Annotated in this window: 19 protein-coding genes and 4 pseudogenes; 8 read left to right on the top strand and 15 right to left on the bottom strand. The window is 42.9% G+C overall.

Annotated elements, in window-relative coordinates:
• Positions 1–2: 2 nt before the first annotated feature.
• Positions 3–989, bottom strand: a complete 987-nt coding sequence (locus ABR397_RS12375) for an AAA family ATPase (protein ID WP_032294507.1) — start codon at positions 987–989, stop codon at positions 3–5.
• 299 nt (positions 990–1,288) lie between these two features.
• Here ABR397_RS12375 and arsR point away from each other — a divergent pair.
• Both arsR and ABR397_RS12365 read left to right on the top strand, forming a co-directional pair.
• A pseudogene (gene arsR, locus ABR397_RS12370) lies at positions 1,289–1,640 on the top strand (As(III)-sensing metalloregulatory transcriptional repressor ArsR).
• Positions 1,641–1,686: 46 nt separating this feature from the next.
• Positions 1,687–1,821 (top strand): annotated as a pseudogene (locus ABR397_RS12365) (arsenic metallochaperone ArsD family protein); the annotation flags it as partial.
• A gap of 31 nt (positions 1,822–1,852) precedes the next feature.
• On the opposite strand, the gene ABR397_RS12360 reads toward ABR397_RS12365, so the two are convergent.
• Positions 1,853–2,287, bottom strand: a complete 435-nt coding sequence (locus ABR397_RS12360; protein WP_074439267.1) for a hypothetical protein — start codon at positions 2,285–2,287, stop codon at positions 1,853–1,855.
• Positions 2,288–3,026: 739 nt separating this feature from the next.
• Between ABR397_RS12360 and ABR397_RS12355 the strand changes: the two genes are divergently transcribed.
• Genes ABR397_RS12355 through ABR397_RS12345 form a run of 3 tightly spaced genes read left to right on the top strand, consistent with a single transcriptional unit; the run spans position 3,027 to position 6,320 of the window.
• Positions 3,027–3,959 carry a retron St85 family RNA-directed DNA polymerase gene (locus tag ABR397_RS12355; RefSeq protein ID WP_350306004.1) on the top strand — a complete coding sequence of 311 codons (933 nt, stop codon included), beginning with the start codon at positions 3,027–3,029 and terminating at the stop codon, positions 3,957–3,959.
• Between the two features lie 4 nt (positions 3,960–3,963).
• A complete protein-coding gene (locus ABR397_RS12350) occupies positions 3,964–5,589 on the top strand; it encodes an AAA family ATPase (RefSeq protein WP_350306003.1) in 1,626 nt (541 codons plus the stop codon).
• Positions 5,589–6,320: a retron system putative HNH endonuclease gene (locus ABR397_RS12345; protein WP_350306002.1), complete on the top strand. Its 732-nt coding sequence runs from the start codon at positions 5,589–5,591 to the stop codon at positions 6,318–6,320. Before ABR397_RS12350 ends, ABR397_RS12345 begins: the two co-directional genes overlap by 1 nt.
• A gap of 262 nt (positions 6,321–6,582) precedes the next feature.
• On the opposite strand, the gene ABR397_RS12340 is transcribed toward ABR397_RS12345, so the two are convergent.
• From ABR397_RS12340 to ABR397_RS12310, 7 genes are all read right to left on the bottom strand, one after another.
• Positions 6,583–7,476 (bottom strand): restriction endonuclease, encoded by an 894-nt coding sequence (locus tag ABR397_RS12340; RefSeq protein ID WP_350306001.1) that lies wholly within the window; start codon positions 7,474–7,476, stop codon positions 6,583–6,585.
• A 272-nt stretch (positions 7,477–7,748) separates the two neighbouring features.
• Positions 7,749–8,593, bottom strand: a protein-coding gene (locus ABR397_RS12335; protein WP_350306000.1) for an IS5 family transposase whose coding sequence is annotated in 2 segments (ribosomal slippage) — positions 7,749–8,248 and positions 8,248–8,593 — 846 coding nt in all. Because the reading frame shifts where the segments join, the coding sequence is not laid out codon by codon here.
• 150 nt (positions 8,594–8,743) lie between these two features.
• The gene (locus tag ABR397_RS12330; RefSeq protein WP_350305999.1) at positions 8,744–8,881 is read right to left on the bottom strand and encodes a hypothetical protein; all 138 of its coding nucleotides are present in this window, start codon (positions 8,879–8,881) and stop codon (positions 8,744–8,746) included.
• A 108-nt stretch (positions 8,882–8,989) separates the two neighbouring features.
• Entirely contained in the window at positions 8,990–9,316 is a 327-nt protein-coding gene (locus ABR397_RS12325; RefSeq protein WP_350305998.1) for a hypothetical protein, read from the bottom strand.
• Positions 9,317–9,632: 316 nt separating this feature from the next.
• Positions 9,633–10,025 (bottom strand): putative zinc ribbon protein, encoded by a 393-nt coding sequence (locus ABR397_RS12320; RefSeq protein ID WP_350305997.1) that lies wholly within the window; start codon positions 10,023–10,025, stop codon positions 9,633–9,635.
• Between the two features lie 111 nt (positions 10,026–10,136).
• Positions 10,137–10,901, bottom strand: a complete 765-nt coding sequence (locus tag ABR397_RS12315; protein WP_350305996.1) for a YagK/YfjJ domain-containing protein — start codon at positions 10,899–10,901, stop codon at positions 10,137–10,139.
• A gap of 35 nt (positions 10,902–10,936) precedes the next feature.
• Positions 10,937–12,034, bottom strand: coding sequence for an ISAs1-like element ISPlu18 family transposase (locus tag ABR397_RS12310; protein ID WP_350305995.1), 1,098 nt, complete (start codon positions 12,032–12,034; stop codon positions 10,937–10,939).
• Positions 12,035–12,490: 456 nt separating this feature from the next.
• Here ABR397_RS12310 and ABR397_RS12305 point away from each other — a divergent pair, with 456 nt between their 5' ends.
• Complete coding sequence (locus ABR397_RS12305; protein ID WP_350305994.1) at positions 12,491–12,922, top strand: hypothetical protein; 432 nt, start codon at positions 12,491–12,493, stop codon at positions 12,920–12,922.
• 316 nt (positions 12,923–13,238) lie between these two features.
• Complete coding sequence (locus tag ABR397_RS12300; protein WP_350305993.1) at positions 13,239–14,381, top strand: Fic family protein; 1,143 nt, start codon at positions 13,239–13,241, stop codon at positions 14,379–14,381.
• Between the two features lie 74 nt (positions 14,382–14,455).
• Here ABR397_RS12300 and ABR397_RS12295 read toward each other — a convergent pair.
• The 6 genes and pseudogenes from ABR397_RS12295 to ABR397_RS12270 form a co-directional block, all read right to left on the bottom strand.
• Positions 14,456–14,939 (bottom strand): annotated as a pseudogene (locus tag ABR397_RS12295) (transposase); the annotation flags it as partial.
• Positions 14,938–15,654 carry a M48 family metallopeptidase gene (locus ABR397_RS12290; RefSeq protein ID WP_350305992.1) on the bottom strand — a complete coding sequence of 239 codons (717 nt, stop codon included), beginning with the start codon at positions 15,652–15,654 and terminating at the stop codon, positions 14,938–14,940. The gene ABR397_RS12290 and the pseudogene ABR397_RS12295, both read right to left, overlap by 2 nt.
• Positions 15,654–18,749, bottom strand: coding sequence for a type I restriction endonuclease subunit R (locus tag ABR397_RS12285; RefSeq protein ID WP_350305991.1), 3,096 nt, complete (start codon positions 18,747–18,749; stop codon positions 15,654–15,656). Before ABR397_RS12285 ends, ABR397_RS12290 begins: the two co-directional genes overlap by 1 nt.
• Positions 18,750–18,926: 177 nt before the next feature.
• On the bottom strand, positions 18,927–20,225 hold the full coding sequence (locus tag ABR397_RS12280; protein ID WP_350305990.1) for a restriction endonuclease subunit S: 1,299 nt from the start codon (positions 20,223–20,225) through the stop codon (positions 18,927–18,929).
• Positions 20,222–22,636 (bottom strand): annotated as a pseudogene (locus tag ABR397_RS12275) (type I restriction-modification system subunit M). Before ABR397_RS12275 ends, ABR397_RS12280 begins: the two are co-directional and overlap by 4 nt.
• Before the next feature lie 416 nt (positions 22,637–23,052).
• Complete coding sequence (locus tag ABR397_RS12270; RefSeq protein WP_350305989.1) at positions 23,053–23,241, bottom strand: hypothetical protein; 189 nt, start codon at positions 23,239–23,241, stop codon at positions 23,053–23,055.
• A gap of 72 nt (positions 23,242–23,313) precedes the next feature.
• On the opposite strand from ABR397_RS12270, the gene ABR397_RS12265 reads away from it, so the two are divergent.
• Complete coding sequence (locus ABR397_RS12265; protein WP_350305988.1) at positions 23,314–24,246, top strand: alpha/beta hydrolase family protein; 933 nt, start codon at positions 23,314–23,316, stop codon at positions 24,244–24,246.
• Positions 24,247–24,418 lie beyond the last annotated feature (172 nt).

Genomic DNA, 24,418 nt, shown 5'->3' with positions numbered 1-24,418 from the left:
TATTATCCCTGACGAGTTTTGTTTATATTTTCCCGTAAAAGTGCATTCTTAAGATCTTTGAGAGTCAAAAACTCTTGGCTACGTAAAATCATTCTCTTGATTGCACGTCTTACAATCCGTTCTAAATCAGCACCACTTTTTCCAATGAATAGTGAGAGAACCTCATCGTCTTCAAGCTCAAACTGGCGGCGAATACCACGAAGTTTGAGTTTCATCAATTCTGACAACTGATGTTTATCGGGTAGTGGAAACTCGATAGCATCGTCAAAACGCCTCCAAATAGCACTATCCAGGATATGTTCATGGTTTGTTGCTGCAAGAATTAAGCTTTTTCCTTGGTATGCATCCATCATTTGTAAAACAGCATTCACAACTCGTCTTAACTCACCATGATCCCCACTATCCCCACGTTCTTTACCTATAGCATCAAACTCATCGAAGAGTACAACCATTGGGTATTGAGAGATAAAATCAAATATTTGGCGTAAGTTAGCAGCAGTTTCACCAAGATATGAAGAAACCAGAGTATCAAGCCTGACGATGGCCAACGGCATATCCAATTCACAAGCCACTACTTCTGCAGCAAGAGTTTTACCGCACCCAGGAGGACCAAAAAAAATAACTTTGCTGATAGCTTTCATTCCGTAAGTGCGTAACACATCAGCTCTACGATTTTCTTCAAGTATCTCTTCGACAGCATCTGAACTTGATTCAGGTAGTACGATTTCATCTAAAGAACGACTTGGCTGTCTAATATCTAGCAAAGGCAAGCCTCGCTCTTTGTCCACTGGCACTGGAGGTGCAGCGGGCACTCGAGAGGTTTGTATCGCGTGATCACCATAAAGAATATGTTCAAGGTCATTGGCAAGAAGATGATGTTGTTTTTGTCGTTCTTCTTCAATGATCACTTCCGAAACACGACGGAAGGCCGCGACATCACCTGTCGCTCCAGCTTTTATAAGCTGTCTGAGAACCTTACCGTTAGCCATCTTTTTCCCCTGAACATACCCATACAAATAAAACATTTAGTTCAGTTTAGCATCGGCGTGACGCCATAAGAAGTTCGTTCTATCAACATTTCTTGAATCCCTGAAGATTTTATTTGCATATCAGAATGGGGTTACATCCTTTAGGGAATTGTATAAAAATATGAATATCAATAAGTTAAGCAAGTTACTGATATCAGGATAAAAAAATTCCACAACAACAGTTATATATGATTTTTCGAATGTATTGTTGCGATTTTAGACCTACAGAGCATCCTGTTATTAAACCAACCGGAGGACAGATGCTACTAACTTCCTTACAACTCTTTAAAAATCATCTCCGATGAAACCCGTCTAGGCATCGTGTTGCTGCTCAGGGAGATGGGAGAGCTATGCGTGTGCGATCTTTGCACGGCGTTGGATCAGTCACAGCCCAAGATCTCCCGCCATCTTGCAATGCTCCGGGAAAGTGGACTTTTGCTGGATCGCAAACAGGGCAAGTGGGTTCACTACCGCTTATCCCCGCATATTCCTTCCTGGGTCGCTCAGGTGATTGAGCAAGCTTGGTTAAGCCAACAGGACAACATACAGGCCATCGCTCATAAGCTGGCATCGATAAACTGCTCTGGTAGCGGTGAGGCTGTTTGTATTTGAAAATTTGCCTGAACATAAATGATTTTTCGAATATGAAGTATTCAGAATGAAAACGTTAACGGTGTTTGACCCGGCAATGTGCTGCAGTACCGGCGTATGCGGTTCAGATGTCAATCAGATTCTGGTTGATTTCTCTGCTGATGTGCAGTGGCTGAAAGGACGTGGTGTACAGGTTATCCGAAGCACACCAAAGTGCTTCGGTATGGCGAATATTATTTCCAGTTAGCCCTGTCTTCCCAGACGCTACGCAGCATTCCTGTTGTAGGAACTCTTACACTAAACCAGTCATAACTGAACACTGCCTTCTGATCGTCATCAAGCGAATTATCACCTGTCAACACGACTTCACTTCCCGGTACACGAGTACTTTTATTGACAACAATGCAGTTGATGGGCGGTAAGCCATTTTCAAGACACAAATTACCTAAGATGCCCAATTGTCTCGAAAGAAAAAAACCAGCATTCGGCTCCTCACGTTTCATGCGGGAAGCGACTTCACTGTATGTGATAGGTTGCACCCATCGTGGGCGAGGGTTACTGAGTTTGGAACTTTCAATATGGCTGACGAGAATTAGCCAGATTTGTTGAGCCTGAACATGAATCCTATCGCCTTTCACGAAATGTTTTAGTTCGTACAATTTATTCATAATAGCCGTACGCTCCCCATTGAACCAATTGTCATATATGAGTCATTTTGTTCAATATTGCACAAGGCGTTTATTATCGCAACAAATGGAATAAGGTTCTGAAGGTTGTTTCTGACACGAAGGATGCCATGCTTGAGGGACATGACATCTGCTTTGAGCGAGAAGTGGACATTTCACTTCTGACGACTCAGTAAAAACATTGAATTAAGCATACATTCATCAACGCTCTCACCACCGTAACAACTGCTGAGGATCAGCCCGCAAATACATCAGAAGTGGTATTAAACGTACGGTATTGAATGCCAATCAGTTTTTCAGACGCAAATCTCATTCTTACTGTACATTGTGAGTGGATTACCGTAGGCCCTCAGACCCTGTGTCCTGCAATTTAAGCGGGTTGTCGGCAAAACTGGTCTCAGTCAGCAAGAGATGTAATGAGTGCCTCTGTATCATCAAGCTGTAAAGTTTGCACCAAAACACACGAGCAGCAATAAGCTTGCTGTCAGTGCTGTTTGTTAGCTATCATCACTGCTAGCTCTTTAGCGTATGGACGGTTTTTGCGTCTAGTCGGGCGGTTAGCCAGACTCTAACTTATTGAGCACTTTTATGATTGCGATAAACACTTCATCGCATCATAAAGTGTTATGATGCGATGAAGTGTTTATCGCGGCTTCTAGTAAAGGGCTTTCAGGGTGACGGGGCATAATTGCGTTCTGCCACCCTGAATTATAAACGATAGATGAAGATAGAGCTCCCATATCAAGACATCGGCATTAGCAGAAGTAAGCTTGCATCTACTGCACGGCGAAGTCCGCTAAAGTATAAAGTCTATAAAATACCCAAGCGTCGCTCTGGAGTCAGAGTAATTGCTCAGCCAACCCCAGAAGTGAAAGATCTGCAACGCAAACTCGTTGATTTTCTTCGCACTCAACTCACGGTCCATCCCTGCGCCACCGCTTATGAACCGGGGAAAGGCATCAGGGAAAACGCAAAACAGCATGTAAACAATCGTTATCTGTTGAAGATGGATTTTTCCAATTTCTTTAACAGCATCACGCCTGAGATATTTAAAAATGCGCTGTTGCATGATTCAGTGGAAATTGATGACAATACCTTAATGCTGTTGATCAACATCTTTTTTTGGTGTCCGGGTAAGAAACTATCGGGTAAACTGGTATTAAGTGTCGGCGCCCCATCATCACCGTTTATTTCTAACTATGTGATGAAAAAATTTGACCAATTGTTGTCGGAAATATGCGATCAGTCAGGTATAACCTACACCCGTTATGCGGATGACATGACCTTTTCAACTCAGCGTGAGAACGTGCTGTTTATGCTCAAAGAGCAAATTGCCACGCTGATTGTGCAGTCCGGTTATGAAAATATCACCATCAATGAAAGCAAAACTGTATTTTCATCGAAAGCGCATAATCGTCATGTTACTGGCGTGACCCTGACGAATGACAACCAACTGTCGGTTGGCCGGAAAAATAAACGTTATGCCTCATCATTGATCTTCAGATTTAAACTGGGGGAACTCAGTACTGATGAAACTCTAACGTTAAAAGGCTTACTTGCACATTATTTCCATATTGAGCCGGGGTTTAAGCTTTCAATGCAAAAAAAATACGGTGTAGAAATTATTAGCTACATCGTAAATTATCAGGAATGAATAAATGAATCGGACGGTTAAAAAAATAAAAATGGGTGCTGATCATGATAATTCTATCAAAGACCAGTATAAAATGTTTAAGTATTATAAAGAGGGCATGTTTGTTGAAGTCGACTCTGCTAAATCTTCACGTTATCGTCAGATGTGTCTTAATAACCTGAAAGAATCACAGTTTCGTTTAAAAAGAGTAAGGCTGGTAAACTATAAAGGCTTTAACGAACTATCGATTAATCTAGATAACGATGTTATCCTGATCGCCGCAAATAATGGCTATGGCAAGACGGGGATTCTGGAAGCTATTTATCTTTCTCTTTCATGGTTTTATCGGCTGGTTTATGGTTCTAACCAGGGATGGAAGTTCGGTGATAAATACATCAACCGCCTAGTCAGTAATGCCGGGATGCTAGTTAATCTGGAAGTTTCGGTTGGGAATGACAAAAAGTCCTCTGACTATCAGATCGACATTGCCCGCTCCCTTGGTGCTTCTTCGGTTAAAAGTGACTACGCTGATTTTAAAGAGCTGGCTGAAATGTATATGAAATTTCAGAACAGTGGCATTGTGGCACCGATGTTTGCTTACTACTCAGTAGAGCGAGGTAAGAATTACCCAGACGGTGGATTCACGTCTATGATTGAAAGCGGTTCCAGCAAGCTGTTGGATAAACTTTATCCGGACTCTTCACTGACGCTTTCTTCTAATATCTTCGCCAACTTTATCAAATGGGCTGCCGAAATAAAGATTAAAAAAAGTGTTTCTAGCGAAGATGAACAAAGCGAAAAAATTAAAAGTCTCAAAGAATTCATCTATCACATCAGTCATTCTGATCTTTCCGATGAAATAAAAAACACACTAATTAGCCAGAAAGAGAAGGAAGTCGAAATTATATTTAGCAGCCAGTCGGGGGATAAATCGACCAATCTTGACCGGATGGAAAAGATTGTGGATATGATTTTAGCACTGGGGTGCGATTTCATTGATGATATTTCATCTATCCAGTTAAAATACGATGAAAAGCTGGATGCATTAGATCTTGTATGTGTAAAGCGAGATTGTGAAATCAGTGCTTCCTATCTTTCTCATGGTGAGAAGAGCACGCTTTCATTGCTATTCGATATCGCTCTGAAACTGATCTATACCTGTGGCACCGAAGACCCATTCAACGGTCACGGAATCGTTTTTATAGATGAGGTTGAATTACACCTGCATCCCTCATGGCAGCAGTCCCTGCTCAGTAAACTGAAAAAAACCTTCCCGAATGTCAAAATTATTGCCACCACCCATAGCCCTAATATCCTGAATACCGTTGAAGAGCAGGCGATCAGGAAAATTAAAGTCAAAGATAATCGATTTTATATTGAGATCCCGACCTTTTCATATGGTGCAAAGTCTTCTCAGGTGCAGAATGATATCCAAGATGTTGCAGCACGGCCCGATGTCGAGCCAGTACAAAATCTTGCACGGTTCCGTGAGATGATGAAAAAAAATCAGTACGACACGCCAGAAGCACAGGCGCTTCTAGAGAAAATTCTGCAATGGGGCGATGATCATGACCCGGATGTCACCAAACTGAAAATTGATCTGGAACTCAGAATAAAGCGTAATGCCAAAAAGGTTAGCAAGGAGCAATAATGAGAGGCTTTAGGAAAGCGCGGCTGAGCAATGACATTCTGGACGATTATATTGCAGTGCCAGGAAATGAGAATAATGGCTGGAAGGATGAATTCTATACCACCCTGGCTTCTCCCGACAGGAACAGTCTGAAAAATGAGATAATTACCGATCAGGCTGGTCTCTGTGCCTATTGTGAAAAAGCACTCAGAGATGAAGGTGACAACAAACCACTAGGATTTAAAGTTGAACACTTTATTCCTGAAAACAGCAAAACTATTAAAAAAATGATTGCGGCCGGGCAGCCCGCCCCCACCACTAACTACTCGCTGTTGTGGACCAATCTGTTGGGGTGTTGCTTTGGCGGGGAACACTCGCGCTCAGCAAGCTATATTGGGTCCCTGACAGATCAAGCTAATCTGAGCTGTGATGTACCCAAATCCAATCATAACTGGTCGGAATTGATCCTCGATCCTTCGCAAGAGCCTCCTGACGATGGAACATGGTTTGAATTCGATGAAGAAGGATTGATGGATGTCTCCGCAGATTGCCCGACTCAGTATGTGGATAAAGCCCGGCAATCAATTGAAATGTTGAATTTAAACTGTGTCAGATTAACCCGTCTACGGCTGGCAGCACTGGAGTCACTAAGTACTATTAGTGATGAGGCGGATATTGCCGCATTACTCAGCAAGGATGCTGCAGGTATCTACGGTGAGTTTATCTCGCTGAGAAAATGGTATCTGGCTTAAGTTATTGCGCTCTCTTAGAGGGCAGCACCGTCTGTCCCACTCTGCTGCATTTATGCCCTTGCTGACGATCAATAACCGATTTGACCTCCTCCCGTTTGATTAATTCATCATGATGACAGCAATGTCCGCTATTGGCACACAGCGGACCGTTTGCTTTGCATCGAATTCTTAATCTTTTTTTCAGCAAATGGCCCTCCACTTCACCTTTCAAACCAGCACATCAGGTTGAACGGTTACGGTTACCGTGTTCATGACTCCGCAATTACGTTTTTTTCTTTTTTAAAATTTTGTCTGCTAATTCTGCACCAATTTTACCTTTCATTGCTTTTAATATTTTTAAAAGAGTAAGCTCATTCTTGTAACGCGACGTCCTTTTAACGTAAAACTCTTGATATTCCTCAGGTGATATTTCTGATAGTAGATATCTTTTCATTAATTCAGTTGGTTCAATTAATAAACCTTTGGTTTGTTCTTCATTCAAAGCAGGAAGCATTAAGAAGAATAAAGGGTGTAACCGCTCTGTTATTGCGATCAAGCGTTTCAAATAATGTTGCGGGACACCTCTTATTGCAAAATGCGGTGTCTGCTTAGATTTATTTAGAAATTCAATTGCTTCACGCTTTGAAAAGAATAAGGGTATTACATCTCTTCCGTTATGTTTTTGTGCAAACTTGTAATATGAACCTGAAACATTATCTTCCTCTCTTTCCATCAAAATCCAAAAAGGCTCACCAATCCAGTCTTTTGTAGGTAAAATTGAATTTATCAAGTAATCGGCAACCAATATATTAAAATTTGGTAAATCTTCAGTTGTCAGCAAAGTAATGCCATGTTTTTCTGCGTATTCTTTTGCGCCACTTTGGTAACCAGACTTACTGACTATAACCCCGATAATATTCCCAATATCTGTGATTTTGTTGCAAAATGGCATAATAGTATCGCGATCAAGCGGGCGATTGTGATATTTACACTCTATCGCTACACGATGTATAAAGCCTGCTTTTTCAAATTGGTAAAATACATCAATTTGATATTCACCTTTTAATCCCTTAAGGACAACATTACGTCTAACTTCCACTCCATTATCTCGTGGGTTAAGCAAGGTAGAGTAGACATATTGGGTATAACTTTCTAAATCATTCCAAGTTTTAAGCATTGTCATTCCTCCCTAATAAAATAATTCGAATAGAGTGCCTATTGTACCATTGGCATATGCTCTTCTAATTATAAAAACCATACTATCATGCTTCCATCGAAGAATTTTAAGCTCCTTCGGAGATATATCTTACACAGTCGGAAATAGTTTTTACTTCTCATAGTTTCAACCCTCATTTCCACATTGGTTGCACCTATACTGACTTCGGCTTCCTCAAGCTCTTTTCGTTAACAACGTCCGCTTCTAGCACGAAGTGGGCTAGGCTGTGTCCCTTAATTGCATAACCGTTGGTAAAAAAGCCGGATGCAGCCCAGTGTAACCATTGCCAGATAGTTTCTCGCCGTTTTGTCGTAACGGGTAGCGATGCGATGGTATTCTTTCAGGCGGCCAAAGCACCGTTCAACAACGTTGCGATTTCGGTAGGCATCACGATCAAGTACTGAACGACCGTCCGATGCCAGTTTCTCATTGGATTTTCGGGGAATAACTATTTTTATACCTTTGCTTTTCAGTTCGTTACGTAAAGCATGCCCTGAGTAGGCTTTATCGGCCAGTACCGCATGACCACGACGTTTCATGCTGCCGTTCTCGCGCTGGACACCTATGCCGTCCAGAAGACGTTGTGCGGACTGACTTTTGTGGGCCTGCCCGGGACTCAGCACGATATTTAACGGGAGGCCACTTCCGTCTGTTGCCAGATGGATTTTGGTGCCAAAACCACCGCGAGAGCGACCCAGGCTGTTATCTCCGGTGATATCGGGATGTTTTTTTGCGCTCCGGCGGCACATCTGAGTGCCCGGATATTACTGCCATCCAGCGCTGTCGCTGACCAGTCAACAAGGTCATGAGCATCAAGAGATGAAAGTAACTTATTGAAAATAATGTTAATCACTCCTGACTTTGACCACCGGTTAAAACGGTTGTAAACGGTCTTCCATGGACCATATCGCTCAGGCAAATCGCGCCATGGTGCGCCTGAACACAGCACCCAGAACATACCGTTGATGATCATACGATGTTCTGCCCAGGGGCGTCCGGCCCGTGGTGTTGCTGGTTCAGCAGGTAATAAGGGCTGGATGAGAGTCCATGCTTCCTCGGGTAGGTCGTAGCGAGCCATAGTTCAATATGTTGTGGAAACAGTCAGTTACTATAGCTCAGACAATTAAGGGACACAGCCTAGTAGGGTTTGCGTAATTTCATATACAGGCGAAAATGAGTTTAGGGCTTCATATAGGTGGAAGAAACGAGTGGGAAGACCTAATCAAATTCATCGACGCTTCAATGCAAGAACTGCTTTATAGAATACTTTCCCGTTTGAAGGAGCAGACGGGCTACGAGTGGCTATTTCCAGACGGCCCAACACCAAGTTGGCTGGGCGATTACGGTGACTGAATAAGTCGTGCAAATTTACCACCATCATTGGGCTTCAAAGCCCTCAGTCCAGAGGGCTACTTTTAAACAACTTTTACGAAACGCCGGAACCGGGCTACTTGTCCTGCCCAGAACGGCATAACTAAATTTTGCTCTTGCAGTAAGCGAGCAGCGCTGCGACGGTGGGATGCACCAGCGTTCCCGTTGGAGGTGCGGAAGGGATGTATGCCTGCGCCTTGGCCGCTTTTGCTTTGGCTGCACTTAATTGATTTATCGTCCCGTTGGGATTCTTTTGCTTTGCGAGTTTGTTTACACTGCTTAACCACTCCTGAAGCTGCGAACCAAAAGCATAAATCAGCTTCTGTAAATCGGGATCGGCGGCGCAGTTTTTGTGTAGTTTTTCCATTGCATTTATATGCTGACGTGTAGTTTTACTGGCATGCAACGCATCAAGTACATCCTGATTCATATCACTCTCCGTACTTTGTTTAGTGGCAGCAGGGCGCGGCAGAATAATTCCTTTTTCGACAATAAAGGCGTAATAAAAACGTATGGTACAGTAATCCTCATTATGGAGGCGCGCGCCGGGAGAATTAAATATTATCAGATTGCACAATATGCCACCATCACATTAAATGGCTGCCAGCAGAACTGCGAACGCAGCTGTGCATCAATGTCGGATTGTGCCAGAAAAGAATTCATGAGACGTTAAGAGCACGCAGTTTAAGGCTAAAAAGTGAACAGCTGAACGTCCGTTTTTGGCACATAGCAGTCGATACAGCCTCTTACGCATCAGTTGTATAAATCCAGTCAGCACATTGAGGACATATCTTCTCTCCATGCCAACAAACGTGGCACCAGCAGCATTGCCATTGCCGTATCGTCGTTTTAGTAGGTCGAAGGCGCTTTTCTGGATGTGGGGTAGTTTTTGGCGAGGTTTGTTCTGGTACTGTTTGGAGCTTGTTAAATCGACATGTTTTAAGCCGAGCAACATTGTTGATGTACCTCGGTATGTGCACAAACGTTCTTGTAGATGTCAGAGGATCAAACTGAACACCGATCTGCAGTTTGCAGTAAATACAAAGCAATGAATCAAAATCAACCTGTTGAACAGATTCTGGTGTAACCCATTCACCATCTACGGTGACGGCGTGAGTGGCAAAGACGAAGTAATTCATCATGAACTCCGTAACAAATGAAAAAAGCCAGCATGGTTAGCTGGCTTTATGGATAGAAGGGGAGATGGAAGCATTAGCGACTGTTACTACGGGTTAGGTTTACCGGCCTATTTATGTTCTCTTTCTTTTTTTCAATGAACGTACTTCTCCGCGACCAAAGGTTCTGGCATTACCTGGAAGAACCAGACGTGCGCAGGCATCGATTTTGGTGATGTAACTTAGCGCCTTAAGTAACCCCTTGTCCTTACTACTGTCACCGCGTTTCAGTTTGCCGAGGCAGCAGTCCTCATAACGCTCTTTGTAAGCGTTGCAGTTGTAGAACATGCCTTTACCTTTAGTAATGGTTTCATTCCAGTATCTCCCGAAAGCATGAGCAATCACGCCATCCTGTTGTGCCTTATTTCCATTTAAGATAAACAGCATGTGGTAATGAAATTTACGTTGTGGGCCATATTCCAGTTTCCATACCGTCCCGAGGACATGGCGAAACATTGGATTCTTTTGCATATTACGAAATAGCTGCTGGCGATGCTTACGGGCATCATCAGCAGTGATGTCCGCTTTATGCTCATTCACCCATGATAAATCAACCCGCAAGACCAGCAGTCGGGAATGACGCTCCTGCAGATGTCTGATGTAATTCGTTACTCCCTTCAGGTTTTTAACCGAAGTCCTCTGGTACTTTCTGCATGCTTGTTTAAATCCTGCCTGGCTCACAGTAAATCGGTAATCCTGTATCAGCTTATTCAGCATCTCTGCAGTAGTTACGGTATCTGCTCCCACTATTTTCCCGTTATGGACACGCGAATATAAATCGGCGCTAGTAAATAAACGCTGGAATGTAGCTATACGTGGATTAGCTATTCGTACTTTCATCGCATCTCAGGGCGGGATTCCACTTTGTATTTAATTTAATCAAAGATAAGTTGACTACGGAATTCCCCTGACCAAATGGCTCTTCGACGTTTAGCCGCCTGACTGTCTTTTATACTGGTATTCTGTTTAATCACATTTAATGCAATTCGGTTAAAAAGCGCCATTTGTGCAGCCCCATCAGGATCTTTAAGTGAGATAGCATCTTCTCGAAAAGTGACATCTAATACCCAATGCAGCTCGTTTTCCACCGACCAGTGCCTTCTTATTGCCTTAGCCACAATTTCCGCCTCCAACGGTAGCGAGCTGACATACCAGCGTGAATTACGATGAGGAGGCTGGCCTTTTACGCTTCGTTCACTGACTACTTCAATAATACTTTGTATTGAAGGCCATTGCCGCCGAAGGACCTCCGGCAATACGGCACGAATTTGCATGACATGCCGAAATTCTGTCCGTCCATGACCGCTATTTTTCTGCGTAAATTCAACAAGCTCATCACTCTCATAGTGCGAAGCAAAATACGATTTGACCCATTCATAGAGGGTCTTTTGATTGCCTTTGAGACCCACAATAAAATCACCGCCGCGCTGAGTAATTAACGCAAGGGTTTCTTTCTGGCAATGCAGGGCATCCATAGTGACAATCGCGCCATCAAGCGCCAGTAATTCAATCAATTGTCTGGCAACCGGACCTTCCTGACCTTTGCTTTCGGCTGCCTGATGGTATAGGGCTACACCGGATTCAACATCATAAGCACTGACCACATGCAGGGCTTCAAATAATGTCCCCTTACAGGTTCCTCTCAGGGTTTTTCCATCAATAGCGATAAGACTTTTTCCTGCCCTGACCCGACGCGGGTTGATCCAGGCATAAAAGGCTTCAACCAGTGCATCTTGCTCTATCATTTTGATAATATTAGCAATACAGTGACGACGAGGAATACCGTGAGTAAAATGTGTGTATTGTTTAAGCCACTCGCTCTGTAACTCACCAAATTCCTGAATCGATTTCCAGCCAGAAGCGCCGCATAATACAGCGGAGAAGGCTAAAAAAATCACATCCATTAATTCATGTTTTTTATTGATGTCAGAACGGGGGTCTTCTATCTTGCTGATAAAATTAAAAATACTCATTATTAAGATCGCTTTTTTATGGAAGGGAGAGATCTTAACGTTTTAATGAGAGAAATGCCTATAAAAAGTCATATTCTGATTTTTATTTAACCAAAATAACCTTATTAAAAATGTGAGATCTCACCCTGCTAACAACACACCTTAAAAAGATCGACGAAAAAGAAAAGGCAACACAGTTTGCCATGCTTTTTATTACGACGTTGTGTGGTGATGCCGGGAGTTCTTCTGACTTTGTGCGCCTTGCTTTCAGGAATGCCTTTTCTTTAAAAACGCTCTATATGTTGATTCGCTAGTATATTATTCCTGACTAAGAAATTTCAAGTGGAATAAAGATGATGGTGTAATAAATACTGCTGGTGTTTTTATCGGGCATACAGTCGTAAATATATTTACAACTTTTGCTGCAACATTGTCAATTTCTATCTCGATATCGTTCATAAAATCTCACTGGCAATTGTGGGTATAGTTTTGGTAACATTTTTATTCTTCCCGAACATATCGACAATATTTATATATTCATCACTCAATGCGATTGGTATTGTTAGCAAAACGCCGCATTTTTATCTCGTTAACGGAGAGAAATATAAACCCGCCATGTTTCATAAAACGTTGTGGGATACTCAGGTGCTACCGTGTATGGGCGAGCGCTTTTATATTAAAGGTGTAAATGTATGTTCTGTGGAAAATAAAAATTTAATTTGCCCAATAATGGTGGTGAAAATCAGGGATGAAACATATGAGAGAGATTACGTGTCATTTGTTCCATTTGCTGATAGTAAGAAAATCGCTGAATTGAAAAAAATGACCAGAGACTGCCTGATATTAGAGGATGGCGATATTCAACAGTGGGATGCCTTGTTTGATGATAATGGGAAGGTGAGGAAATAATGCTTTATTTTTGCGATGATTATAATAAAAAATAGGCTGTCAAGGACACTTGCCTTCGTTATGTATGGTGCCGGGTCCACACATAACGGTACTAAAAGCTCGGCTTCAAATTGGCGATAAAACACCCATACTGCATTATGCAGGCAAAGCCCCGCTCCTCTCCGCATTGAACATCTTTTAAACTTAAATTTGATATGTTGGAACAATAATTTTTGAGATAATTAGAAGCGGCGTTATTTCTAATCTATAGATTATATTGGTATTTTTGCTACACTTTTGAGATATCGTTATGCACCGGTTGAGATAATTAAACATCATGGCTCAATTTAATCACTTTGAACTCTCGCTTCTGAATCCAGGCTTTGATTCCCCTTTGGTCGACGCGCTGACGGAACTGGAGTTACTCCGGCATTTGCAGCTGGAAACCGATGTTCATCCTATCCTGTTCGCGCAGTTGAAGGCTGTTTTCCACATGCTGGAGAGTCTGGGCTCTGCAAGGATCGAGGGAAACCACACCACTCTGGCTGACTATGTTGAAAGTAAGGTTGAAGGAACGCAAAGTTCGACGGACCAACTCAAAGAAATTAACAACATTGAAGCTGCGATGGAGTACATCGACGAATACCTGAACAATGGCGATAACATAACGGAATATTTTATCCGTGAACTGCATAGTCTGGCGGTTGCCGGACTGCAACAGGAGGGCGATAAAACTCCTGGTGCATATCGGCAACATAACGTCAGCATTGCTCAGTCTGACCATTTGCCGCCGGATCACATCCGTGTTCCTGATTATATGGCGGAACTGACCGCATTTATTAACCGGGCCGATAAGCCAAAATATGATTTGATGAAGATTGCGCTGGTGCATCACCGCTTTGGCTGGATACACCCATTTGGCAACGGTAATGGCAGAACGGTCAGATTGCTGACTTATGCGTTATTGATCAAGTATGGTTTTAACGTTCAGGCGGGTGGTCGGGTTCTCAATCCAACAGCGGTATTCTGCAACGATCGCGAACGCTATTACGCCATGCTTTCGTTAGCCGATAAAGGAACTGAGCAAGGCTTAGAAGAATGGTGCTTATATGTCCTTTCGGGGATCTCATCTGAGCTGAAGAAAGTAGACCAACTGACAAACCACGCTTTCTTGAGTGAAAAGATCCTGTCTCCGGCAATCGAATTTTCGTTAGAGAGGGGGTTAATAAACCCGCTGGAATCGAAGGTTCTGAAACGTGCTGTTGAGTTGGGGACGATAAAAGCAGGTGATCTACGTACAGCTTTACCTGACCTGAAACCGACACAGGTGACTTATCAGCTTGGTAAGTTAATCGACCGGGGACTGCTTCAGCCAGTAGAAGAGGGGGCTCGTACCTATACGGCTAAGTTTTCAAACTCGTATCTGATACGTGGGGTGATTAAGGTTCTGCGTGAGGAAGGGTTTATTCCTGATTTGTGATACTGAAAAATTATCGTATATCAGTGAAGTTGTAAAAAGGTGTGATTTAAATGGGCCCGGTTTTCTATTTAACCTCAGCTTCGTTTAAAAATAGCGATATCACAATCCCGTAAATTCAAGCTCGGTTTTTTATTTAGGTTGGAATGTATAAGCAATTAAGCCAGCGACGATTTCCAATAAAAAACCGAGCTGACTGCGGTGTCTTGAATGCGCTATCTGAGAAATATTTTTGAGCTGATCTACGACCGTTTTTATCAAAAATCATCTTCTTAACATTAGCTTATCCCAGAGAGATAACGCTTTTGCCTTCATGTTACTACGGACATGAGTGATTAACGTTATTCCTTCTGCTTCCAGTTCATCGCACAAGGCCTGTGACAAATACCCTTTATCGCCATACAAACACCCTGTTAACCCTTGTACCCGCGCTTTGACGGGATGACGGGGAATACGGAGGTTGTGACAAACGGCAATTTTGGTTGAATCAATAAAAGCGATCCCCTGGGTTTCTGCCTTGCGTGACGAAAGAAAAGCACAGAGGGGAATGTAAATTGTCTTAACATTCCCAACTATCAAAAGCCAGTGGCATATTATTGAGCAAATCCCGATGTTCACGCCAATTAGGTATTAACCGATTCATATGAGCACGGAAATGATCGTTATGATGTCGCTCCAGAAGGTGTACTAGCTCATGCACCAAGATGTATTCAAGACACTCAGGCGGTTTCTTGGCCAACTCAAGGTTAAGCCAAATACGCTTGGTTTCTGTGTTACAGGTTCCCCATTTTGTTTTCATTTTTTTCACTCCCCAATTGGGAAGTGGAACCCCTACTCGTGGCACCCATTGTATTAACAGCTTTTCTATCCGAATTTTGATTTCTCGACGGTAGAATTCAGACAACACTAACGTCTTTTTTTCTAAAGTGGTTCCTGGATTCACGTACATTAACATTTTGTTATTTCCAGCCATGTTAATTTCATGGCGACCAATACGTTCCTGTACACTCAACCTGTATCGACGTCCCCAGAGATAGTGAGATTCACCGCTAACCATTTCCCGCTCGGATTGTCGGGGTTGGTTAAGAAAATGACGTTGTTGCTTTTTAATCCAGGGGATACGTGAAATCACCGCCATACGTATGGCGGTTTCTGTCATATGTTCAGGCGCAGATACGCGTACCCGTCCATCAGGAGGTAATACACTGATATGCAGATTTTTAATCGCTTTGCGATTTAACTGTAAATTGAACGGTCCAATCTGCATGGTTGGCATTAATGGTAATCCTTTTGTGCTTTAGCCAGCTCCATGATGCTAGGTATATCAATATTATAGCTGGCTGTTTCTTCGCGAACGGCATTAGCTATTTCGCGCTCTTTAAAACGATCCCCTACCCAATCTGCTTTTTTGGTGTAACGAATTGTGCTGTCGATTTTGGTTGCCAGAACTTCATCCTGACCAAAGTTATCGTAAAAGGCTCGCTTTGCTTGTGTATCCATTGAGGGAGGATAAGAAGCCCTGTTGCTCTGCCCCGGGCGAACCACCTGTTGCGCCAGCTCTATGATGTATTGGAGGTACACTTTGTAATCAATGGCCTGTTGCCGACGTAGCGTGATCAGCTCATTCAGCAAGACCGACATTCTGTCGTAGTATTTGGGGTTAACCGCGTTTTCATCAACGATGGTTCTGCGCACGTTGTTTTCGATGGTTTCAGCCATCGATTCTTGATTGTTACGAATATCCTCAGGCAGCTCATCTAACGCATCAGCGCCTTTCTCAACAATAAGCTCAATCAGACTCAATTCTTCAAAGTCCATCAGCACCTTACTGTCATCTGCGCGAATATACATATCAAGCAGATGGCGCATAGCAGGCTCAAAGCGCTTCATATCTAGCAGATCACCACTGGCCAGTTTCACCTCACCACGCACTTTTTCGTAATGTGCCACCTCTGCCCGTATTTTCTCAATATCTGCGGCAGAGTAGCCGGCATCGGGCATTTCATTGGCAATATTGGCAAAGGCCCGAAGCAATCTGGCGACATTTTGGTACAGTGTTAGTCGTAATGTTTCCTTCTCGGTTAATTCGTCCTGATTAAGGGCCGATTCACCGCAGAAATAATGGGTATAGTCTTGCGTATGGCGTGGCTCTTTCACCGGTTCGCACAGGCTTCGGACCATTTCCAGGGCATTTTCCAGATCAAACCTTGCTTGCTCCAGTCGGTCCTTGAGCAATCCGGCCACATCCTCTTTGTCATAGCCGTCAAAAGCCCCGGCGGTATAATCGGTGATAGCTTTATCCAGTGAACGGAACAGGTCTTTGTAGTCGATGATATAGCCGTATTCTTTATCATCACCATCCAGACGGTTAACGCGACATATCGCCTGGAACAGGTTGTGATCGGTCATTTTTTTGTCGATATACAAATAAGTGGCTGGGGGTGCATCAAAACCGGTGAGCAGTTTATCCACCACGATCAGCAAACGCATTTGGCCGGGTTCATCAATAAAACGTTTTTTAACTTCTTTTTCAAACTCTTCAACCCGGCTGGCAGCTTCGTTCTCACTTTGTTCGAAATAGTTAGCCAACATTTTGCGATAGATATCGTATTTAAAGAGTTTTTCCGTCAGGCCTGCGCCAGTTTCTTCACCTTTGATGCTGGATGGTGTTGGCTGAAAACTGGTGACAATGGCTACCTTTCCAGACAGATCGCTTCTGCTCAACATCTCATAAGCTTTGCAAGCTTGATAAACACTGGAACATACCAACAGGGCATTACCCCGGCCATCCATCAGTCTGGGACGAGTATCCATGTCCAACAAAATATCGTTAATAATTTGCTCTAAGCGTGATTTGCTGGACAGGAGTTTCTGCATTGAACCCCATTTTTGCTTCAGTTGGGTTTTAGCCAGATTCGACAAACCACTGGTTTTGGCTTCGAACCAGTCATCGACTTTTTTCTGTGAGGTGATGTGCTGGTCAATATCCCGCGCTTCATAGCGCAGATCTAAAACTACTCCGTCGGCAACTGCCTCATCGAACTTATAGGTATGAATATAAGGGCCAAATACTTCCACTGACTTTTTCTTATCTTTTTTCATTAGTGGCGTACCGGTAAAACCGATAAACATGGAATCCGGAAGAATAGATTTCATCGCCTCGTGTAATTTGCCCGATTGGGTACGATGACATTCATCTACAAAAACAAATAGATCACCTTTCGGGCGAAATTCTTTAGTGAGAGATTGTTTTAACTCGGCAATAAATGCTTCTGTTGCTGCATTATCTTCAGACTCACTGCGGCGGCCAAATTTATGCACCAGTGAGCAAACCAGCCAGGGATTAGGATGATTCAGTGTAGCAATCAAGTCAGCGCCACTTTTGGTGCGATAGATCTCTTCTTCAACACCGGTAAATACTTTTTCGATTTGTTCATCCAGCTCAGTACGATCGGTGACGATCAGTACTCTGGAGTCTTGCACGTTTTCCCGGATCCATTTAGCCAGCCAGACCATCGTCAGGCTTTTGCCTGACCCCTGGGTATGCCAGATAATACCTCCTTCGCGCCGGGCAATGTGCTGTTTTGCTGACTGAATACCAAAATATTGATTGTGCCGGCAGGTTTTCTTCACCCCGGCATCAAACACAATAAAGTCATGAATAATTTGCAGGAAACGTGATTTATTGCAGATACGACTTAAATGAAAATCCAGCTTGGATGGATAGGGATTTTCTATATCCTCTTTCCATTCAAGATAGTATTTCTCCGGTGTTTCAATGGTGCCGTAACGTAATCCCTGAGTGTCATTACCCGCCATAACGAACTGCATAGTGGTAAAGAAATTGCGGATAAAATCTTTTTTCTGATTATCCAGGTTTTGGCGAATGCCCTCACTCAGATTTACCGAGGAACGCTTTAGCTCCAGCACTCCCAACGCGATACCGTTGACGTAAATCACGATATCCGGACGTTTTTTATTCTCACCTTTGACGGAAACTTCTTCTGCAATGGAAAAATCATTGGTTTGCGGATTTTGCCAGTCAATAAGCCAGACAGTTTGATTTTGCTCTCCGGCGCCTTCTTTATCTTTTACACCGTAACGCAGTAAGCGATAGACATCCTTATTAGCGTAATAAAGCTTCTTACCTTCGCCCAGGGCAGCAGCGATATCCAACTGACGGATGGTTTTGGTGATTAAAGCATGACTGACACCACGTTTTTTTAGCCATTTGGTCAGCAGGTCAATATCGATATTTTTATTGTCATCTCTGTCCTGCCAATTCCCCAAATAGCGGTAACCAAGATCGCGCTGGAAAAAACCTATAAGCCGATCCTGTGTTGCCTTTTCACGCTGGCCTACCACTGACATACCGCTCTCCTTTACGTTGTGTGCTTAATCCTTCATTAACTTGAAACTAACCTAGTAACGATAAAAATCAATGTTATTCGCCACGTTTAATGCACGGCATAGGCGTATATCATCCTCCAATGCAATGATCACGCCTTTTACTTCTGATCGGCCTCTGCCAGTTCTTTTTGACGTAGCCTAATTCCTTTGTTGCGTTGGCTTAACCAGACGTGTTTTACCCGTCAGCAGTTCCTGCATCATCCCCTGTTTAATCTGACGGGTTTTGTCCAGACGTTGCCGCAAGGATTGAATTTCCTCGTCCATATCGGAAAGGGTGGTGGCGATGGCGGTTTGTTCTTTTCTCCCAGGAAATGTAGCTAACACATTTTCGATTGAACTTGTGTTGAGGCTGGGTACACCAGATGCTTCGTTGTATTTCATCCAGTCAACCATACAGAATTTATAAAAAATAAACTTCGCATTTGCTGATTCGGATATTTCTGAATAAAAAAGTGTATCAACTGTCCAAAATGGCTCATTTAAATATCTAGGTTTATCAATAGTTCCTTTACGTCCTATTAATACTGAGGGTTTATCATATAAAAATGAGTTTGCTCGACCAATCTGCCCTCCCGATGCAAATATCGGATACTGACCATCAAGAGATTCAACTAATTTCTGGTTTCTTCCATGCTTTATTTTTAAAAAATTATTGAAAGGAACTACCGTCCAATCCTCAGGAATCTCCCCTAATTCGCTGGTTTTATAACCCTTAGCCGTACCATCCTCACGTAAGGCAAACTGCGGTAAACGGGTCTTCCCGGTCAACAGTTGTTGCATAGTGGCGGTTTTGATGGCTTGTTTTTTGGCGATCAGTTTTTCCAGTTCGTTGAGTAAGGTATCGACATCGGATAGCGCGTTGGCGATAGCGGTTTGTTCTTCTAATGGAGGAAAGGGTACAATTAATTTTCTAATTATCGTTAGATTTAAGCCACCACGTCCGCCATCACCTGTTGAAAGGCCTCTTAGTTCTTCATATCTATTATCTAAGTTGTAGAACAAGTATTCAGTGCAATACTTGCTACTAGGGAAAATTGCGGCTATCGATTGGTTTGTACACAATGATATTCTGTTAATTGCAACAGTTCCTCGTGTTTTCCCTTGCCCAGCTAGCCCTATTAAAACAGAATCTTTAGGTACATACTTTGTACTTGAATTTGAAAGGCCTTCATCAGTTATTCGTTCTGCAACGTCAAAAACTTGTCTAAAGTGTAACTCACCTGAACTCATCCATGGATGCGGGCCTCCCCAGTAAGATGAGATTTTTGTACTAGGAGTGCCACCAGCAGTACAATCAGTAAACTGTTCGATACCTCTAACTTCCCAACCTTCAGGAATCATCCCTACTTCTGTTTGTTTATAACCAACAGGAACACCCTGCTTCGGTACGTTTTGCTCATTCATTTCCACAACCTGATCTTTATCTACCGCTATCACCACGTCAGCCCCATTGTTTTGAGATGCTCGGCGACTTTGCTACTTAGCGTCTCAACAGATTGTGTTAACTCTGGCAGTGGCTCGACATAGCGCTCTTCCAACTCTTTAACCCGGTTAGCCAACTGTTGGATAATATGCTCAATTTCGGCTTTGATATTAGCTTGCAGAGTTGACAGCCATTTATCTTGTACGACTAACATCTTGATTTCGTCGTCTGTCAGAGTGGGGTAACGCTTAACCACAGCAATATCCAGCTTGTCTTGTGCTTCTTTGAGCGCTTTTTTGGCATCGGCTTCCTGCTCAAACAGAGATTTAGCCTGTTTAAGCACCGCTTTTTCTTCTTGATCGTCGGTCACTTTCAAGCGAGCGGCAACGCTGGCTTTTGTCACTTTATCTTTCTCGTTCAGAGCATCATTCAGTAAGCCGTCATCACCGGAGTGCTCTTCGATAAAGCTTTCTAGTTCTTGTGCAGCGGTATCCATATCCGCTTGAAGTTGGTTGATGTGGTCCTGCTGTTGCTGGAAATAATGCATGACGATCAACTCTGGTGGGATAAGCTCTGCTTTATATTTAATTTTATTGATAACCAAATCTGGGGTTTCCTTCAGCTTTTCACCTTTCTTCGTTATCAGTTCACGCAGCACTTTACCTGCACACCAGTCATCTTGTATCAGCACATAGATATCGTCTTGCATGGTATCTGCCCAGTAGTCCATCAGAATCTGATAGACATTGTATTTGTCCAGCAGATCAGTATTGGCGTACTTTTCCAGCAGCACTTCAGAGGTTTCATCAATCAACTGCTTGGGATTATCGCCCTTGCGGATCTCCTACAATGCAACTTGAGCGATCCAGGATTTGAAAGGCAGCAGGCTGCGGGCAGCGAAATCTTTAAACTCTTGATGTTCCAGAATGGTCGATTTGATCTTATTGGCCGCGATCAGCGCCTGACTATAGCCTTCGCGGGCATCACTAAACAAAGTAGCGCGGATGCTTGGGAATACCTGCCAGTAGCGCTGTAGCGCATCAATATCACGGTTTGGTATTCCACCTTGCAGATGGGCACTGAGATCGTGCAAATCTTCTGGTTCGCTGGAGTCGATATAGCGTGGAATATTCAGGTTATAATCGTTATCAGCGATCTCGCTCAACGACACCATGCGGCTAAAACGTGGCAGTTCTCGCTGGTGATTGAAGACATCCACAATTTTGTGAATGTCCTGACTACGCAGACGGTTTTTGTTGCCATCCTTCATAAAGCCTTTGCTGGCATCAATCATAAAAATGCTTTTGCGACTGTGTGCATGCTCTTTATCAATCACGATGATACAAGCTGGGATGCCGGTACCGTAGAACAGATTGGCAGGCAGGCCAATAATGCCTTTGATATAGCCCTGTTTAAGCAGGTTTTCACGGATACGGGCTTCTGCATTACCACGGAACAGCACGCCATGAGGCAGAATAACCGCGCCCTTACCAGTGCTTTTCAGACTTTTAATGATATGCAGTAAAAAGGTGTAGTCGCCGTTCTTCTCCGGTGGAATTCCCCAGGTAAAACGGTCAAATTCATCTTCCTTTGGGTTAATCCCACTGGTCCAATTTTTGTTGGAGAAAGGTGGATTAGCTACCGCAAAGTCAAAGGTCTTGAGTTTACCGTTGGCGTCTTTCCATTGTGGATCACTGATGGTGTTGCCCTTCCAGATTTTTGCGGTGGCATTGTCATGTAGAATCATGTTCATGCGCGCCAAAGCACTGGTCGCATTATCCATCTCCTGACCGAAGATCGACAATCCGCGGGGGGCTTCATCGCTGGCTTTTAACAATAGAGAACCGGAACCACAGGTGGGATCGTAGACCGTTGCATCTTGGGGTGTGTTGGCATTGATGCCAAGAACTTTGGCCAGAATACGTGAGACTTCCGCCGGAGTGTAAAATTGTCCTTTGCTTTTCCCTGATTCTGTCGCGAAGTGGCGCATCAGATATTCATAGGCATCGCCCAGCAGATCGTCGCCATCTGCGCGATTGGCTGAAAGGTCGAGACCTTCAAAAATCCCGATCAGCTTAGACAGGCGATCGATTATTTCCTTATCTTTGCCAAGCCGGTCTTCATCATTGAAGTCCGCAACATCAATAACACCTTTCAGAGCATTTTCTTCGGCGAGTGCATTGATAATTTTATTAATTTTTTCTCCGATCTCTTTGTCGCCCTTCAGTGCCGCCATATCGTCAAAGGAGGCTCCCTTAGGCACCACGATCATGCCATAGGGATTGCCTTTGTATTTGTCTGAGACATATTTCATGAACAAAAGGGTGAGCACATAGTCTTTGTACTGGCTGGCGTCCATACCACCACGCAGCTCGTCGCAGGAGGCCCAAAGGGAGGAATAGAGTTCAGACTTTTTGATTGCCATTGTTGTGTCCGTTAAATTCTTTTCGTTGCAGCTAGTTTGTATGCTTACAGTAACTCAGTTTTGAGGAATATAGTTTTTAAACACAAGGTTAAATTTCATATCTTACTGAATTATTTACCAAAGCTTTTGCAAAGGTCTACTCCTTTGCAAAAGCTTTGGTAGTAACATGCTTAAGCTCATTGGTGTATTAGCATTTGTAAGTGTATTTCTACGGTGTGTTGATTGCGAGGAGATTCTGCAAGGGGGAGTTTTGATGCCGTTATAGATTCCTTGTTCGCTCGTCTTGCACCTGATAACACAGGATTGACATCCTCCTGTCGCCATCATACTTTGCAGGCTGTGTGGACGGTGCTCCTCTTGAAGTTGTTAAGCAATATATTGAGCAGCAGAGCGAAATTTGCCAGCCATTTTTCTGCTTATTCCGCGGAAACCTTCTCATTTCGCTTGATTAGCCTCTGGATATTACGTCTTACTGCGACATCACCATGTAATGAACCGTTCAGGTAATTAAATCCTCGCAATAGGGCATAATTAATGGTCCACATATCAATACCTTTTATCGCCAGCAAATTGTGTGTTAATTGTTGAATATTCTGTTCACTCATTTTAAAAATTTTTCTGACAGGAACAATATTGCCAGTTTGTGGTCTTTAATATGTCAGCTAAAGGAGGTATTAATGAAAGCATATGGTTTTAATTTACGACAGAGAGTTCTGGCGTCTGTGCTGGTTTTTTTATGTTGTATCAGTTCTGTTTACTCAGATACGCATAAACAGTTTTTCCGCCATGATGGTAGCGAAATAACTTACTATCTCAAGCAAAAAGGTGGAAAAAACTTATTAGTGCTGATACAAGGTTCTGATTGTAATAGTGTCGCTAATAATAAATTTGTGAATGAGACATTCAATGATATTTATCCGGATACTGATGTTTTGACTGTAGAGAAATATGGCATTAATGCCTCTCTCCCCTGGTCTGATGCGGAGGAACGTTCGGATTGTCCTAAGGCTTATATAAGATCAGATACGCCAGAACAGCGGGTTAAGGATTATATTCAGATTATTGGTTATCTGAAGAATCAAGGTAAGTATAATAAAATCATTATATTAGGTGGAAGTGAAGGGGCTGTAGTCGCCAATTTAATTACATCACAAGTTAATTATATTGATAGAACAATTGCGCTGAATGGTGGTGGTCAGTATTTCGCTGATGATGTTATTCATAGCATGAAGAGTGAGGTTCCACCGGAGCATATCGATGAGGCTATTAAGGGATTCAGAGAGTTCCAGAAAGAAATACGTGCCGGTAATCATACTGGTGAGCTGGAAATGAGTAATCATGGCGTTAATTGGTGGAAAGTCTCGCTTGGTATTAATCAATATGAAGTGTTAAGTCAGACGAAAAGACCTATTTTGATTATTCAAACATTGAATGATAATTCCGTCAATGTGAGTGCAGCTATGGAAATGGAGGAACAATTAAAGAAAGATAATATTACCTTCTATCAATACCCGGGACTAAGCCATAGATTTAAAGATAGAGAGGATGTTTTGCAAGTTACTCCTATTGTTGAAGACATCAGAGATTGGTTATCCAGGGCTTCTGGATAAGCGTTTGTGATTTAAAGGGTGTTAGTCAGGTCTCCATGTTAGGGAAGCCAAACTGAGTTCAGTAATGAAGCGTGGTATAATTAATATTGATACCACGTTTTAATAGTATTATCTTGGGATTGTATTTGTTGTTAATGCCATATTTATTTTGAGTCAAAAAAATTACCTTACG

It is taken from the genome of Photorhabdus viridis (assembly GCF_040256935.1).
GTDB lineage: Bacteria > Pseudomonadota > Gammaproteobacteria > Enterobacterales > Enterobacteriaceae > Photorhabdus > Photorhabdus viridis.
This window is presented reverse-complemented; position numbering and strand designations above follow the sequence as displayed.